Origin of the sequence: Novosphingobium gossypii (assembly GCF_050433305.1) — a bacterium.
GTDB classification, from domain to species: Bacteria; Pseudomonadota; Alphaproteobacteria; order Sphingomonadales; family Sphingomonadaceae; genus Novosphingobium; species Novosphingobium gossypii.
This window is the reverse complement of the sequence record NZ_JBNPXM010000006.1, coordinates 13790-29652: the sequence shown is the minus strand read 5'-3', so window position 1 is coordinate 29652 and position 15863 is coordinate 13790. Positions and strand designations below refer to the sequence as shown.

The following is a 15863-nucleotide window of genomic DNA, read 5'->3' as shown; positions in this document are numbered from 1 at the left end:
TTTTTCGGAGTTCTACCATATCATGACCAGACGGCCGGTGCTGGCGACACTTTGTCTTTCCCTGAGCCTGCTTGCCGGCTGCGGTACCGCGCCGCCGCTACGCCATATGGCTCCTGCCGAAGTGCCGCCTGCGCGGATCGAACGCGCAGCGGACGGCGTCACCTACAGCACCACCTTGTCCGTGCTCACATACAATATCGAGGGCCTCGGCTGGCCGGCGAAGTCTGATCGCAAGGACGATCTTGCCCGGATCGGCGCCCATTTGGCCGCCCTGCGTACAGCAGGCAAGGCGCCTGACGTGGTATTGTTTCAGGAGGTGTTCAGCGGCGCCGCCAAGCGAGCCGTGCGCGCGACCGGCTATCCCGCCATGGTGCCCGGACCTTCGCGCCTGACCCCGCATGTCCGCATGTTTCCCGAGCGTCTGCCGGGGCACGCCAATCCCCGTCGCGGTGAAGTGGGGCTGCGCCTGACCGGCAGCGGGCTGGTGATCGCGTCAGCCTTCCCGGTTATGGAGACGCGCAAGCAGGCATATGGCCGCCGTTCGTGCGCGGGCATAGACTGCCTGGCCAACAAGGGCGTCCTGCTGGCGCGCATCGCCGTCCCCGGCGTTCCGGTTCCTGTGGACATCTACGATACGCACATGAACTCGCGCCTTGCGTCACGCTCGCCGGCCGCGCGCAATCTGGAAGCCCATGCGCGGCAGGCAATCGAAGCCTCTGCCTTCATTTCGGCCAGCCACGACAAGAGCAATCCGATCGTCTTTGGCGGCGACTTCAACATGCGTCAGTCGCAGGGCCGGTGGGAAAATTTCACTCGCTATCAACAGATGACGCTGGTCCACCGTGCGTGCATCGAACCGCAATCCGGCTGCGATGTCCGGATGTCCTGGGACGACGACGAGCCATGGGTGGACACGCAGGATCTGCAGTTCTTCGAGAGCGGCGAAGGCGTGGAAATCAGGCCCATCCGTGTGGAAGCGTTGTTCGATGGCCGACCCGGCAGCCCGGTGCTGTCAGATCATGACGGGTTTCTGGTGACCTATCGGCTGACGTGGCGCAATGGCGGATCGTAGCGCAGCCACTTGCCCCCAGACTGAGCGTCGGTCCCGCTTCTTCGCGCAGGCGCCCGTCGATTTGCGGGGCACCATCCGCCGCCCCGGCCTTTGCATCGTGCATGACCCGCGATATGCGCAGGCCATGATGAACATTCCCTGGGATCAGCCCGCGACATTGATCGATCTGGATGGCAAGACGCCCGTGATCGGATCGATGCTGGAATGCGTAATGCATTTTTCGCTCTTCAAACCTTTCGCCAAGGAGCAGGCGCGCATTCTGCTTACGCGGCCCGTGTTTCGCGAGGGCCGCAGAACGCGCACGTGGATCCTCAACCCTGACGACATCGCAAAACTCGTCGAACGGCTCAATGCCGAAAGGAACCAGGGTCAGTAAGGCTGCGCCATCACGCCGCATCTGCGGCATTCATCGCAGCGTAGAGGGCGAGGATTGTGCACGCGTGCCGCGCGGCCACGGCTTCGCGGTCCGCGCCATACCCTCCGCCCAGCGTACTCGCCAGTGGAATGCCCCGCCGCGCGGCTTCTGTCGCCACGAAGCGATCGCGGCCGGCAAGACCCTCGTCGGTCAGGGACAGGCGGCCAAGCTTGTCGTCGCCATGGGCATCGACGCCTGCCTGCAGCAGGATCAGGTCCGGCACGAAGTGATCGAGCACCATGGGCAACGATCCTTTCAGGGCTTCCAGATAGCCGGCATCGCCCGTCGCATCGGGCAGTCCGATATCCAGTGAAGAGCGCGCCTTGCGAGTGGGGAAGTTCTTCTCTGCATGGATCGAAAACGTGAATATCTCGCTTCGCCCTGCGGTCAGCGCTGCGGTCCCGTCACCCTGGTGCACATCGAGATCGAGGATCAGGATGCGCGAGGCGTCCCCCTCCTCCAGAAGCCTGTTGGCGGCAAGCGCCAGATCGTTGAACACGCAATAGCCCGCGCCGCAATCAGCCAGGGCATGGTGGCTGCCGCCTGCCGAATTTGCCGCGTACCCATGCTGGAGCGCGATCTTCGCCGCAAGCCATGTTCCGCCGGGGGAAAGCTGCGACCGCAGGGAAATGCGCTCATCGATCGTAAAGCCGATCCGACGCTGCTTCGCCGCCGGTACCGTGCAGGTGATGACTTCATCGACATAGGCCGGATCATGGACAGCTTCGAGCCATTCTCGCGGCATGACTTCGGGTTCATGCACCGCCAACGGCACAGTGCTTTCGTGCAGCGCACGCATGACCAGCGCATACTTGTCATGCGGGAACGTTCCCGAGCGCTCGGTTTCGACCACGTACCCGGGATGATGGACGACATGCAGCATGACCATTCAGGTAGGACGACAGGGCATGCACGTCGAGCAGCATTGCGCAGTGCAGAAGGGATAAGGACTTGCCCCCACCCCTTCCAAGCTCAGGCGAGAATTCGCCCTATTCGAAACGTTCGGGAATCACTCTTCCACACGCGCAAATCGATCAGTGAAGCTTCAACCGCGGCCTTACGACGCGATTGACATGGCCTACCGCGACCAGAGCCAGCCCCTTGATCCAGCCGTGAATGGCGATCAGGTGCAGGCGGTAGAGCGACAGGTAGATCATGCGCGCCAGGCGACCTTCCACGGCCATGCGTCCGCCCACCAGATTGCCCATGAGCGTACCGACGGTGGAGAAGCGGCTCAGCGAGACCAGCGAACCGCGGTCCTTGTAAACGAACGGCCGGGGCTGCTTTCCGGCCATGATGCGGTTCAGGTTCTGGAACGCCGTGGCAGCCATCTGGTGCGCTGCCTGCGCTCGCGGCGGGACCGGGCGATCACGGCCGGGGAGCATGCAATGCGCGCAGTCTCCCAGCGCAAGGATGCGCGGATCGGTGACGCTTTGCAGGGTTGGGGCGACCACGACCTGCCCGATCCGCGACACCTCGATGCCGTCCAGTCCGTTCGCGATCGGGCGCGCCTTGACCCCTGCGGCCCATACCTGCAGGTCCGCCGCAATCAGGTCTCCTGCGCCGGTCATCATTCCCGCTGCGGTACTTTCGACGACCGGCGTGGACGTGCGCACTTCCACGCCCAGCTTGCGAAGTTCATCCTGGGCCGCTTCGGCCAGTCGCTCTGGCAAGGCGGGCAGGATGCGCGGGCCTGCCTCGACCAATGTGACCTTGAGCCGGGTACGGTCGAACACTTCGAGCCCGTAGTGGCCCAGCGCATCCGCCGCGTTGAACAGTTCAGCCGCCAGTTCGACCCCGGTGGCGCCGCCGCCGACGATCGCCACTTCGACGCGCGCATCGCTTGCGGCATCGGCTGACATTGCCCGTGACACACGAAGGCACTGGTCCAGCAGGCGATCCCGGAACCGGTCGGCGTCCGCCCGTCGATCGAGGAAGATGCAGTTCTCCTTCACGCCGGGCGTGCCGAAATCGTTGGTTACGGAGCCATAAGCAAGAACGAGGTAATCGTAGCGCAGCTGCTGCGGCCCGACCACCTGCGTTCCGCGGTCGTCCATGATCGGCGCCAGATGTATGCGCTGCTCCTGCCGCTCTATGCCCGCCAGCGCGCCCCGGAAGTAACGATAGCCCCACTTGTGACAGTGCCCGCGATAGCCGACCTCGTCGAGATTGGCGTCAAGCGACCCTGCCGCGACTTCATGCAGCAGCGGCTTCCAGATGTGCGTGCGGTTCTCGTCCACAAGGATGATGTCATGCTGCCTGCGCCCATAACGTGCGCCCAGTCGGGTGGCGAGTTCAAGCCCGGCAGCACCGCCACCGACGATCACGATCTGGGTCTTCTGGGATTGCACGTCCGGTCCTCGATTCATCGCATATTGCCGAGAAGGCAGTTATGTACTAACTGGTACACACGTTGGGTGATCTTGTCACGACCCGAGTCCCGGTGCCGCAGACCACCCGCCCCATGCACCAGATCGGCATTGGACCCTCGCGATCCAAAGCGGAAGAAACAAGGAGATTCGGCGTGTCCGGCTCACAACAAGGGAGCACCCTGCTCCGCCGGATATGGCTGGCGGTGCTCGGTATCGTCATCCTGGCTGCCGGCCTGTTCTTCGTGGTCGGCGGCGCGCGACTCGCGACCCTGGGGGGCAGCTTCTACTTCCTGCTTGCTGGCCTTGCGCTGGTGGCTTCGGGCTTTCTCATCGCGCGGCAGCGGCAGATCGGCGGCCTGATTTTCGGCGCCACGTTCCTCGCGACCGTGGCATGGTCGATATGGGAAGTCGGCTTTGCATTCTGGCCGCTGATCTCGCGTCTGCTGGCGCTTGGCGTGGGCATGACCGTGGTGGCGCTGTCGCTCCCTTTGATGCGCCGCGCACAGGGGCTGGCACCTGCCTGGCGTCCGGCTCTTGGAACGGCGCTGGTGGTCGGTCTTGCCTCCGCCGCCGGTTTCGCGGCGATGTTCGTGCCGCATCCCAGTGTCCCCTTTGCGGGCGCAGAGACGCAGTTGCTGCCGGTCGATCCAGCGCATGAACAGAAGAACTGGCAGGCTTACGGCAACACCGACGGCGGCAGCCGTTTCGTGGCGCTGGACCAGATCACGCGCGACAACGTCAGTAACCTGAAGGTCGCCTGGACATACCGCACCGGCGACGTCGCCGAAAGCGACGGCAACGGCGCAGAGGATCAGGACACGCCGTTGCAGGTAGGCGACACCGTCTTCATCTGCACCCCTCACAACAACGTCATCGCGCTGGACGCGGACACCGGCCGGGAAAAGTGGAAGGCCAACGTCAACGCCCATGCTTCGGTATGGATGCGCTGCCGCGGTCTGGCCTACTTCGATGCCACCACGCCGCTCCGCCAGCCCGACGTGCCCGGCTCCACGCCCGTGACAGCAGTGACCGTGACGCCCGGCGCACCCTGCCAGCGGCGCATCCTGATGAACACCATCGATGCGCGCCTGATGGCTCTTGATGCGGACACCGGCAAGCTGTGCCCAGGATTCGGCAATAACGGCGTGGTCGATCTGAAAGCCGGGCTGGGCGACGCGCCCGATCCGCAGTACCAGCTGACCGCCGCGCCGACCCTGGCGGGCACCACCGTCGTCATCGGCGGGCGAGTGGCCGACAACGTGCAGGTCGACATGCCCGGCGGCGTGATGCGCGGCTTCGACGTGGTGACCGGCAAGCTGCGCTGGGCCTTCGATCCCGGCAATCCCGCGATCACCGGTGAACCGTCCAAGGGCCAGACCTACACGCGTTCGACGCCCAACGTGTGGTCGGCCATGTCCTACGATCCGGCATCGAACACGGTTTTCATGCCGGTCGGGAGTTCTTCGGTGGATCTGTTCGGCGTTCCACGCACCGCGCTAGACCACAAGTATGGCGCCTCGATCCTTGCGCTCGATGCGACGACCGGCAAGGAGAAGTGGCACTTCCAGACGGTTCATAACGACTTGTGGGACTTCGACCTGCCGATGCAGCCCAGCTTCGTCGATTTCCCGGTGAGGGGCCGTGGCGAGGTGCCCGCGCTGGTGATCGGCACCAAGGCGGGGCAGCTCTACGTGCTGGATCGGCGTACCGGCAAGCCGCTGACCAAGGTGGTGGAGACGCCGGTCAGGGCGGCCGACATCCCGAACGAGCCTTATGCGCGGACGCAGCCCAGATCGGTCGGCATGCCGCAGATCGGCGCGCAGACGCTGACCGAAGCCGACATGTGGGGCGCGACGCCGTTCGACCAGCTGATGTGCCGCATCGCCTTCAAGGGCATGCGCTACGAAGGGCTCTATACAGCGCCGGGCACCGACAGGTCGCTCAGCTTCCCCGGCTCGCTGGGTGGCATGAACTGGGGCGGCCTGTCGGTCGATCCGACAACCAATACCATCTTCGCCAACGACATGCGCCTTGGCCTGTGGGTCACAATGTTCCCCCAGTCTCATGAAAAGACCGCGATTGCCAGTTCAGGCGGCGAGGCCGTCAACACCGGCATGGGTGCGGTTCCGCTGAAGGGTACGCCCTATTCCGTGACCAAGGACCGCTTCCTCTCGGCGCTGGGCATTCCGTGTCAGGCCCCGCCGTTCGGCACCCTGACCGCGATCGACATGACGACCCGCAAGGTGAAGTGGCAGGTGCCGGTCGGTACGGTCGAGGACACCGGCCCGATGGGCATCCGCATGGGGCTGCCGATCCCGATCGGCATGCCGACGCTGGGCGGCACGCTGGCGACCCAGGGCGGCCTTGTCTTCATCGCCGGAACCCAGGACTTCTTTTTGCGAGCTTTCGATTCCGGCACTGGCAGGGAACTGTGGAAGGGCCGTCTGCCCGTCGGCAGCCAGGGTGGCCCGATGAGCTACAAATCGCCGCGCACAGGCAAGCAGTATGTGGTCATCACCGCCGGGGGCGCCCGTCAGTCGCCCCAACGTGGAGACTACGTCATCGCCTACAAGCTGCCGTGACCTGACCCGTGGAGGGCACGGTCGATGGCCCGCCCTCCACTTTTTCGATCCGCTCATGCAATCACCCGCCGCCACGAACACCGGCGCGCGGGAACAGGAGAGGCCATGCGCCGCCACCCGCTTACCGCCGCAGCACTGGGCTGCACGCTGACATTCGCCACACCGGCACTGGCCAACGAAGCGGACACCGCAGCCCAGGATCATCCGGCATCCCCGCAAGGCGCGTCGACTGCAAGGCCGCCGCAGGCCCCGCACCCGCGCGAGACGTTGACTGGCGACTGGGGCGGACTGCGCAACAGCCTGAAGGATGCCGGATTGGCGGCGCGGGCGGACTATGTGTCGGAAACCTTCGCTGCGGTGGATGGCGGTCAACGCCGGGGGACCGCTTACGTCCAGCAACTTCGCGGGGGCGTGGATCTCGACATGGACAGGATCGCCGGGATTTCGGGCGCAGCGATCCATGTCACTTTCAACGATCGCCGCGGCGTGGGTATCTCATCCGATTTCGTGGGCAACCGGCTGCCGATCCAGGAAGCGGCGGGTGGCTATTACACGCGGCTGAGCGAACTGTCGTGGGAGCAGAATTTCGACGCCGGGAGGCTGAACCTGCGCGTTGGATACTTCGCGATGGGTAACGACCTTGGCGGGCTGTCGATCGGCTGCAATCTGGTGAATGCAGCGTTCTGCGCGCATCCGCTTTCGGAATCCGGCAATACCGGATGGTACAACTATCCAAACGCGCGTTGGAGCGCGGCGGTACGCTACAAGCTGCGGCCCGATCTTGTCCTGCGGACCGGCATCTATCAGGTGAACCCGGATCTGGGGCTGGAAGACAACGCCTTTAAACCGTTCGCAGGCAGAACGACCGGAGTGCTGGTGCCGCTCGAACTGGAATACGATCCCGGCTCCAAACCGGGAAGCCATGTCCTTCCGGGCCATTACAAAGTGGGGTTTTACTACGATACGGCGAACGCGGCTCGGCAGGGTCGGCCCGGTCGGGTGCACGGTCGCTTCGGGGGCTACATCCTTGGCGACCAGATGATCCTGCGTGACGCCGGAGGAGACCGATCGCGCGGGCTTTCGGTCTTCGGGCACTTCACCGCCAATCCCGAACAGTCTGCGCAGATCACGCGCTGGTACGCGGGCGGCCTGCTCAAGGTCGGCACTTTCAAAGGCCGGGACGCCGATACCGTTGCCTTGGGCGTCATCCATGCGCAAGTGAACGAGCGGCTTCGGGTTGCGCACGCCGGTACTTCCCCGATGACGCCTGCGGTTGGCTACACGGCGCTTCCGGTAGGAGAGACCGCCATCGAACTGAGCTATGGCGCGCAGGTCACCCGGTGGCTGAACATCCGCCCCGACGTCCAGTACATCGTCGATCCCGGCGCGTTCGCCTATCGCCGGACACCGAATGCGCTGGCGTTGGGCGTGCAGGTCAAGATGCAGATCTAACGACCGAAACGGCATTGCCCTGGCGGCATCGGGCAGGTCATAGGAGGCGGCATGCAGGACCAGGGTTTTACCGAACGCAACCGGCGCGACATCGTTGCCATCGCCACCGCCCACTTTGCCGAAAGGGGCTTTGCGGGCGCGCGCGTGGATGAGATCGCCGCCGCCACCGCAACGTCGAAGCGGATGATCTACTATCACTTCGGCAGTAAGGAGGGCCTCTATCGCGCTGTTCTGACCGAAGCCTATCGCGGGATCCGCTCTGCCGAGCTGGGAGCCGGGCTGGACGCGATGCCGGCCCTGGCCGCGCTGGAGCGGCTGACCGCCCTCACCTTCGACTACCATTTCCGCCACCCTGAGCTGGTCCGGCTGGTGATGGACGAAAACATGCGCCAGGCCCCGCATGTCGCGAGCGTGGTGGAAGCGCACAACGCCACGGTGCTGCCGTCCATCCAGGCGCTGATCGACCGAGGTGTCCTGGAAGGCACCTTCAGGCCGGGCATCGAGGCTCTGGACCTCCACATGACCATCAGCGCGCTTGCCTTCTATTACGTGTCCAATCGCTACACGTTCGCCACGATTTTTCAGGCCGACACTACCAGTGATGCGGCTGCCGCGCGCAGGCGCGAGCAGGTGGTTGCGATCGTGCTGTCCTATTGCAGCTCCGTCACGGTGCCGGCAGTGTGATTGTATAACCCGATGCTATGGTAGACGGTTTCAAGGCCACTTAAAGTTATGCTCTCATGCCCGGATAAGCACAGGACACTCTTGAGCGGAGCATTCGATGCACAACGTCATTGCCACCGTGTCGCTACGCGGCGCTCTTGAAGAAAAACTCACCGCTGCGGCACAGGCCGATTTAACAGTGTCGAGATTCTCGAAAATGACCTGATCGGGTCTGCAATGCGCCCGCATGAGATCCGCAGGCTGATGGACGATGCGGGACTTGCCTGCTCGCTTTACCAGCCGTTCCGCGATTTTGAAGGTATGCCCGGCAAAATGAACCAGCGCGCGCTGGATCGCGCGGAACGCAAGTTCGACGTGATGGAAACGCTGGGCACCGATCGCATCCTGGTATGCTCCAATTGCTCACCCGCTTCGCTGGGCGATCGTTCGCGCATCATCGACGATTTTCGCGAACTCGGAGAGCGGGCCGCCAGTCGTGGCATCTGCGTCGGCTACGAAGCGTTGGCCTGGGGGCGCCACGTCAACGATCACCGGGAAGCGCCCGCCCAGGGTTTGCGAGATCCGGCGCGGTGGGCACCTCCCCCTCCGGCAGGAATGCCAAGGCACCTGCCACATTGCCGCCGAGCGCCTGCAGCAGCCGGAAAGGGTTGTCGCGTGAGACGCAAAGGGCCGCGGCGACGGCAGTGCGCTGGCCTTCCTCCGGCAGCAGACCACCGAACACCGCGTCGCACACGGCATCCGGGAAAGGCTCCTCGCGTTTTGGCGAAGCCTCTGAAAACGGTGGCGCGGCAATATCCGTCAGCCATTCTGGCGCATAGGCGAAGTGCATCGTCCCGCCTCGATCAATTGTCAGCTGACTCGACGCACGGCTGTTCCACCAGACGATCAAGCGACCTTGCACCGGCAAACTCATATGCCCTGCCCTTCGCCCGGCTGCGCAAGCTCAATCGAGCAGCCTAAGGCGGCCAGCACAGCGAGCACCTTCCCCAACTGAACCGTTTCTTTTCCGCGCTCAAGGTCGACTATGAAGCGCAGGCCCACTCCGCTGGCAGCTGCAAGATCGTCTTGGCGCAGACCCTGCGCTTTGCGTTCCGTGCGGATCAGTTGGCCGATTTCGGCAACACTTTTTAAGGGCTGACTCCGTTTTCCCGAACGGGAAATTAAGCGATCATACCATCGCCCTATCACATAATTTTTCCCGAACGGTATGTTTCTCGCCAGAAAGCACTCAGTACGATTTTTCCCCGGTCGGGGCGATTAGCTCAGCAAAAAGCTTGCTTGGATGCGGGCCGAAGCGGCGAAGTATGTTAAGGAGCAAGGCTTTCTAGGCGCGGGCGAGAGCGCAAGTTATAACCGGGCGCTTGAAGAGGTAGAGCACACTTTGCGCTGATCTGCGCGCTTGGATCAACAGGATGGCAGCAGATTGGTCGCTTTAGCCCGCTGCCGTCGCCCACCTGACGGCTGGCCGTTGGCCTTTAAGAAGATAATTTAGAGCAGCATCTTCCGCCTGAGAGCGGGGATCACGACTTCACGGTTTCTCGCACCGGGCATTTCGACCGATCCTTACGATAACCAAAATGGTTCCTGCATCAGGGCGGTATCGCGCGAAGGGTCATCGGCGATCCGTGCAGACGACCAGCGATCCGCGAGGAACTCAAGCCGTTCGCTGCGGCTCAACCTGAGGCTGAAGACTGCAGTTCCGCCACCGCACATCGATGCCTTTAGGGACGCCCTCCCCAAAGGGCTTCAGCGGCACCGGCCCCGGTCGGTCCAGCCGGTATCGCCGCCCAAGAACTACCGGATCAGCGCACAAGCTCGCTCACCAGCGACGGCTTATTCGATTCAATTAAATCTTTAGTGGATCAAACCGCGCGCAAGTGGCGCGGAAATGAATGGTTCTCAGTTTTGTACTCCGCGCCTGATTGCGCGAACATGCGGCCATCACGCCAGAACCCATCAGGATGCTCAATGGCTAAAATGTTTGTCACCCTTTCGATCTTGTGCCTTGCCACGGTGATGGCCGGCTGTACAGGAAGCGAACAGCTGCCCAATCTCACCTTGACCAGCAGCGACACCAGCTATTCGCTTGGTTCGGGAGACAAGCTGCGGATCACCGTTTACGGGGAAGAAAAGCTCACAGGTGAGTACCTTGTCGATGGTACGGGCGCGATCGCCTTCCCGCTCGTCGGTGCCATACAGGCAAAAGGGTTGACTGCGCCTGCCTTGGCAGACCGGCTATCCGCCGCACTTAGCAAGGGTTACCTGGACAACCCCAGCGTTGCGATCGACGTCCTGAACTTCCGTCCGTACTACATCCTGGGCGAGGTGTCCAAACCGGGCGAATATCCGTTTGTCGAAGGTCTTACGGTGTTCAGTGCAGTTGCCAAAGCCGAAGGGTTTACATATCGTGCGGATGACCGGCGGGTCTATATCCGACACAAGGATGGTACTGCTGAATCCCTTTACAGGCTTGACGGTGTTACTCCAGTTCAGCCCGGAGATACGATACGCATCCTTGAACGGCGCTTCTGACATGCGGTCTTGGTACCGTCCGGAACCGCCGCCTGCTTCATTCGCGCGCTACATACGGACGCCTGCTGGCTTAGCGATCGTGGCTTTGACCGCGGGGTGGAGCTAATCCTGCCACTCACAGGCAATCGGCCCTCTGATCCATGAACCCGACGACGTTCCCGGCCAGCGTGTCATTCCGGAATACACACCGATCGGGTTTGATCTGGCGGGCTTTGACGCCCTACCTTCCGTAGCTTTCGGCATTCGACTGGACGACAACATCTTCACGAGGAGCACGGTCAAGGCTTCCGACATCGTATTGCAAGCCGAGCCGCGAATTCGCCTCCGCAAAGAGCATGGGACTGGAAGCGTTACCATTGATGCCAACGCCCGGATCAGTCATTACGCCAACCTGACGGACCAGGACTCTGCCGAATACCGTCTTCAGGGTACATATGTCCGCGGAGCCAAAGGCCCTGAATCCATTACCGTGAACATGGGCTACAGGCGCGAAACCGTCCTGCGCGGCACGGCGGAGAACGATCTTATCGGCGGCGAACCATTGATGCGCCGTGTGTTGCACGGCTCGCTGACAGGACGCAAACGGTTCAACCGGTTATGCCTGGATACGCAGCTTCTTGGCGTGCGCCAACGCTTCGAAGATATCGGCAGCCGCTCAGGCCCCGACATACAGCAAAGCTTTCGCAACGTCGACCATCTCGGCCTTCGTGCCATCGCCGCCTATGATACGACGAGCAGGACGGCGGTGTTCGGCAGCCTTGAATATGATCGCTTCGATTATGCGACATCACCGCTGCTGAACAACCGAGACGCAGTTAACTGGAGTGCCGCTGCAGGCGTTCGGTACGAAGTCACCCACATCCTACACGTACAGTTGGCGGTCGGCTACCGGCGTTACGATTTTCACGACAAGGCTCTCGGAGCAATCGGCGGCCTCGCAGTGTCAGGCCACTTGCGATACTTCCCTTCTCGGGTGCTTGCGATACGTGGCACACTCAAACAAAGCAACACGACAAGCCCCTACGATCTCGTCGGATCCGTCACGCTCACCACCACGCGGATCGAAGCCGAATACGAGATGCGCCGGAACCTGTCCTGGCTCGGTACCGCCAAGTTCACGCTGGAGGATTACGCCAAGCAACCGTATTCGGCACGAAGGACAGAGATAAACGCCGGACCTCGGCATCGTTTTAACCGCTGGCTGACGATTGATGCGACTGCAGGATATGCGCAACGGTTCGTGCGCGGGCCGGCCCCTTTTGAACCTTTTTCCCAGTTGTACGGGATGGTTACATTATCGCTCGCCCGATGAGTATGAGCATTGGGGAAATCCCGCCTTCATGATCGTGACCATGATCGACCACGCACACCTGCTCATCCAGGCCGGCGGGCTCAACATCCTGACCGATCCGGTCTGGTCCGACCGCACGAGCCCGATCGCCTTTGCGGGGCCGCGGCGCCTGACGGCGCCGGGCATCCGGACGAGCGAGCTGCCGCCCATCGACGTGATCTTCCTGTCCCACAATCATTACGACCATCTGGACCTTGCGACCCTTCGGCATCTTCAGGCGCGGCATGCCCCAAGGATCATCACCCCGCCCGCGTCGAAACGGGCGACTGGTTCGATCGCTTCGACATCGCCACGGGTGCCGATGCCCATATCGTGCCGGCCTTGCACTGGTCAGCGCGTGGTCTCCGCGACCGCCGCATGGCCCTGACTGGCGGGTTCATGTTGCAGACCTTTGGCAGGACGGTCTATTTCGCCGGGGACACGGGCTATGGCACAGGTGCGATTGCTCGCGACTTGCGGGCGCGCTTCGGGCCGGTCGATGTCGCGATCCTGTGGTCACGATCGCAGCAAAGATCAGCGGCGGCACGGTGGCGCTTAACAGCGAAACAAACGTGCCACCGATAGTCTTCATTGCAAGTTCGAGCCCATCGCCCGCGTCACCAAGAGAACGGGCGAGAAATCCGAGCAACAGGCCCGCCACCATTCCGAGCAGCACGCGAAAGCCGCAACCGCGATGATCAATCTTCATTGCTACGACTGTCAGCGCGCCGGAGCGAGATAACGATCGCGCAATTCTTCGGCGCGCGATGTTAGCGGCTGTTCCGCACCTTCCACGAAGACCTGCGTTGCTACGCTGAGCGGTTCCAGCGGATCGCCAGTCCAGACCACGATATCGCCGCGTTTACCTGGGGCGATCGATCCGACTTGTTTGTCGAGGCCGAAAATGCGCGCCGGCGCAAGCGTGATCGCTTCCACACCCTTGGCATAGGGAAGCCCACGCGACACAGCGACGCCCGCGTTGTAGCGCAGGTCGCGAACGCGAGGGCCCGTGTCGTTGCCTTCTATCGCGATCTCGACGCCCGCGTCGGAAAGTCGTTTGGCATTGAGCAACGTTGCGCCCAGCATATCGAAACTGCTGGGAATATTGTCAGTGGGATTAAGCAGCACTGGCACCTTCGCAGCAGCGATCTCGGAGGCGACCATCCACGCTTCTTCCGCACCGCTGAGAATCAGCTTCAGACCAGAATCCCGACCGAGGCGCAGCACTTCTGAAATGTCGGAAGCCCGGTGCGCGATGACGATGAGCGGCATCGATCCATCGAGAACTGGGGCCAAAGCCTCCAGGTCTAGGCGCGAAAGACCAAGGTTACGCCCCTCGCCCCGCTCGTAAGCCGCCTTGTGCGATGTGTAATACCGCGCGTCGTCAAACAGGGCGCGAAGTTGAATGAATTCCGCGGCCCGCGATCCGCCCGCCCGGCTGGCGCCGTCTTCGCCAAATTCCAGCACCAGGCCGATCTTAGGCTTGAGAAGCAGGCGCCCGCCATACTTTAGCGAGATCGCTGCTGCCTGTCCGGCGAACGGCAGTTGCCGCGCTTTGTCGGTGTCATCGTATTGCGGCACGACGATGGCGCTGGTCACGCCCCCAAGTCGTGCGACCGGTATCAGCGTCGTATTGGGATTTAGCCCATACTGCACGTCGAAAGCAGCGCTGATCCCCTCGCTGTGCTGGCGATCGTCGCGCGTGCCGCTGACGGAGCTGACTTCGGTGAGCCCAAGCCCTGTGTTCACAGCGACGAGGCCAGCGGTCACGATCTGCCCCTTCGCATCGACAACGCGCGCACCTGAGGGAACTGCAACACCCTGCCCGGCTGCGGAGATCACGCCGTCCTTGACGACAATTGTACCATTTTCAACCTCACCAACCGGCTCGGCAGTCAGGATATGGGCATTGACGATGGCTAGGGTTTCCGCATGGGCGGCCGCGCCCATGACAATGGCAGCGACGGCCGCGCCAGTGACGATCTTGCGCAGCATGTCAAATGTCTCCGTTGGGCTGGCCGAGTTCGAAGTCGGAGCGGTAGTTGCCTGCGGGATTTTCCGCGTCCTGAACGAGGGCACCGTCGATGAAGACCTTTTCTGCGATGGCGTAGACGCTGAACGGATCGCGGCTCCACAACACGACGTCGGCGTTCTTGCCCACCTCCAGACTGCCGGTCTTGTCAGCGATACCCATGACCTTGGCCGGGTTCAGGGTGAACCACTTGACCGCCTCAGCCTCGGAAATGTCGATCCCCGCACGGCGACCGGCGGCGAGCGCGACGGCACTCTCGACGTTTAGGCGTTGGGTCAGGCGCTGTTCGTCCGAGTGAATGGCAACGCATACACCCTTCTTCGCAAGGATCGCGGTGTTCTCCTCGATCCCGTCGTAGGCTTCCATCTTGAAGCCCCAGCGGGTGGCCCAGGTCGCAACGCAGATGTCATTCTCGCGCAGCAGATCGGCGATCTTGTAGGCTTCAACCGCGTGGTGGAACGCGCGCGTCTTGTAGCCGAACTCCTTCGAGACATCGATCATCACGGCCATCTCGTCCGCACGATAGCAGTGGTTCTGGACGAGAATCTTGCCCTTCAGCACGCCTGCCATGGTCTCCAGGCCAAGATCGCGCTTGGGCGCTTCGCCTGCACCGCCGCTGGCCTGCTTCTTTTCGTAAGCGTCCCACTTGCGCGCGTACTCCGCCGCATCGATCCAAGCCTTGCGAAAGCCCGCGACCTCACCCATGCGGGTTGCCGGTGCGCGCCCCCGGCTGCCGTAGCGGCCCTTGGGGTTCTCGCCGCAAGCCATCTTGAGCACCGAAGGTGCACCGGGGAACTTCATCGCCTGCTCGGTGACCGAGGGCACGTTCTTGACCGCAACACCGCGTCCGCCGAACAGGTTGGCCGAACCAGGCAGGATGAGCAGCGTGGTGACGCCGCCCGCGCGCGCCTTGTTGAATACCGGGTCCTGCGGCCAGATGGAATGCTCGGCCCATACGTGCGCTGTATAAGGGTCGATGTTTTCATTGCCGTCGGCATGGCCCTGCACGCCAGGCGCCGGGAACACGCCAAGGTGCGAGTGCGCGTCGATCACGCCGGGCGTGACCCACTTATCCGTGCCATCGATGATCTTTGCCCCAGCCGGCGCGGTAACATCGGCGCCCACGGCGATGATCTTGCCACCGTCCATAACGACTGTGCCGTGATCGATCCTGTCACCGGCGGCCGTCAGGATGGAGGCGTTGACGATCGCAGTCTGCACTGAGGGCAGTGGCCGATATGTGCTAGGAAAAGCTTCTGGCGCAGTCGGAACCGGCCGGGCAACGGCAGGCGCTGGAATGGGAGATGGAGCGCCTTGCGCGCCGGTGGTCACCAGCGCGGCAAGGCCCACGGCCAGCGGGAGTGCGGTGCGCGTCATCCAGCGGACGTGCCT

At 62.8% G+C, this 15863-nt stretch carries 13 protein-coding genes and 2 pseudogenes; 9 read left to right on the top strand and 6 right to left on the bottom strand.

Going from position 1 to position 15863, the window contains the following annotated elements:
- Nucleotides 1-22: 22 nt before the first annotated feature.
- Both GGR40_RS12495 and GGR40_RS12490 read left to right on the top strand, forming a co-directional pair.
- Nucleotides 23-1072: an endonuclease/exonuclease/phosphatase family protein gene (locus tag GGR40_RS12495; protein ID WP_429276569.1), complete on the top strand. Its 1050-nt coding sequence runs from the start codon at nucleotides 23-25 to the stop codon at nucleotides 1070-1072.
- Nucleotides 1073-1196: 124 nt separating this feature from the next.
- Nucleotides 1197-1448 (top strand): hypothetical protein, encoded by a 252-nt coding sequence (locus tag GGR40_RS12490; RefSeq protein ID WP_429276805.1) that lies wholly within the window; start codon nucleotides 1197-1199, stop codon nucleotides 1446-1448.
- Nucleotides 1449-1458: 10 nt separating this feature from the next.
- Here GGR40_RS12490 and GGR40_RS12485 read toward each other — a convergent pair whose 3' ends face one another.
- Nucleotides 1459-2370 (bottom strand): histone deacetylase family protein, encoded by a 912-nt coding sequence (locus GGR40_RS12485; protein WP_429276804.1) that lies wholly within the window; start codon nucleotides 2368-2370, stop codon nucleotides 1459-1461.
- Between the two features lie 151 nt (nucleotides 2371-2521).
- A complete protein-coding gene (locus GGR40_RS12480; RefSeq protein ID WP_429276568.1) occupies nucleotides 2522-3856 on the bottom strand; it encodes an NAD(P)/FAD-dependent oxidoreductase in 1335 nt (444 codons plus the stop codon).
- 155 nt (nucleotides 3857-4011) lie between these two features.
- On the opposite strand from GGR40_RS12480, the gene GGR40_RS12475 reads away from it, so the two are divergent.
- From GGR40_RS12475 to GGR40_RS12460, 4 genes and pseudogenes are all read left to right on the top strand, one after another.
- A complete protein-coding gene (locus GGR40_RS12475) occupies nucleotides 4012-6441 on the top strand; it encodes a glucose/quinate/shikimate family membrane-bound PQQ-dependent dehydrogenase (RefSeq protein ID WP_429276567.1) in 2430 nt (809 codons plus the stop codon).
- A gap of 105 nt (nucleotides 6442-6546) precedes the next feature.
- Nucleotides 6547-7893: a carbohydrate porin gene (locus GGR40_RS12470; protein ID WP_429276566.1), complete on the top strand. Its 1347-nt coding sequence runs from the start codon at nucleotides 6547-6549 to the stop codon at nucleotides 7891-7893.
- Between the two features lie 51 nt (nucleotides 7894-7944).
- A complete protein-coding gene (locus GGR40_RS12465) occupies nucleotides 7945-8577 on the top strand; it encodes a TetR/AcrR family transcriptional regulator (RefSeq protein ID WP_429276565.1) in 633 nt (210 codons plus the stop codon).
- A gap of 216 nt (nucleotides 8578-8793) precedes the next feature.
- Nucleotides 8794-9033, top strand: a pseudogene (locus GGR40_RS12460) (3-keto-5-aminohexanoate cleavage protein); the annotation flags it as partial.
- 64 nt (nucleotides 9034-9097) lie between these two features.
- On the opposite strand, the gene GGR40_RS12455 reads toward GGR40_RS12460, so the two are convergent.
- Complete coding sequence (locus GGR40_RS12455; RefSeq protein ID WP_429276564.1) at nucleotides 9098-9490, bottom strand: HipA N-terminal domain-containing protein; 393 nt, start codon at nucleotides 9488-9490, stop codon at nucleotides 9098-9100.
- A complete protein-coding gene (locus tag GGR40_RS12450; protein ID WP_429276563.1) occupies nucleotides 9487-9765 on the bottom strand; it encodes a helix-turn-helix transcriptional regulator in 279 nt (92 codons plus the stop codon). Before GGR40_RS12450 ends, GGR40_RS12455 begins: the two co-directional genes overlap by 4 nt.
- A 789-nt stretch (nucleotides 9766-10554) precedes the next feature.
- Here GGR40_RS12450 and GGR40_RS12445 point away from each other — a divergent pair.
- From GGR40_RS12445 to GGR40_RS12435, 3 genes and pseudogenes are all read left to right on the top strand, one after another.
- Nucleotides 10555-11109: a polysaccharide biosynthesis/export family protein gene (locus tag GGR40_RS12445; protein ID WP_429276562.1), complete on the top strand. Its 555-nt coding sequence runs from the start codon at nucleotides 10555-10557 to the stop codon at nucleotides 11107-11109.
- Nucleotides 11110-11233: 124 nt separating this feature from the next.
- The gene (locus GGR40_RS12440; protein ID WP_429276803.1) at nucleotides 11234-12421 is read left to right on the top strand and encodes an outer membrane beta-barrel protein; all 1188 of its coding nucleotides are present in this window, start codon (nucleotides 11234-11236) and stop codon (nucleotides 12419-12421) included.
- A pseudogene (locus tag GGR40_RS12435) lies at nucleotides 12321-13024 on the top strand (MBL fold metallo-hydrolase). The gene GGR40_RS12440 and the pseudogene GGR40_RS12435 overlap by 101 nt, the downstream one beginning before the upstream one ends.
- Nucleotides 13025-13159: 135 nt before the next feature.
- On the opposite strand, the gene GGR40_RS12430 reads toward GGR40_RS12435, so the two are convergent.
- Together GGR40_RS12430 and GGR40_RS12425 are read right to left on the bottom strand one after the other, a co-directional pair.
- Entirely contained in the window at nucleotides 13160-14434 is a 1275-nt protein-coding gene (locus GGR40_RS12430) for an amidohydrolase family protein (protein WP_429276561.1), read from the bottom strand.
- Nucleotide 14435: 1 nt separating this feature from the next.
- Nucleotides 14436-15848 carry an amidohydrolase gene (locus tag GGR40_RS12425; protein WP_429276560.1) on the bottom strand — a complete coding sequence of 471 codons (1413 nt, stop codon included), beginning with the start codon at nucleotides 15846-15848 and terminating at the stop codon, nucleotides 14436-14438.
- Between the last annotated feature and the right edge of the window lie 15 nt (nucleotides 15849-15863).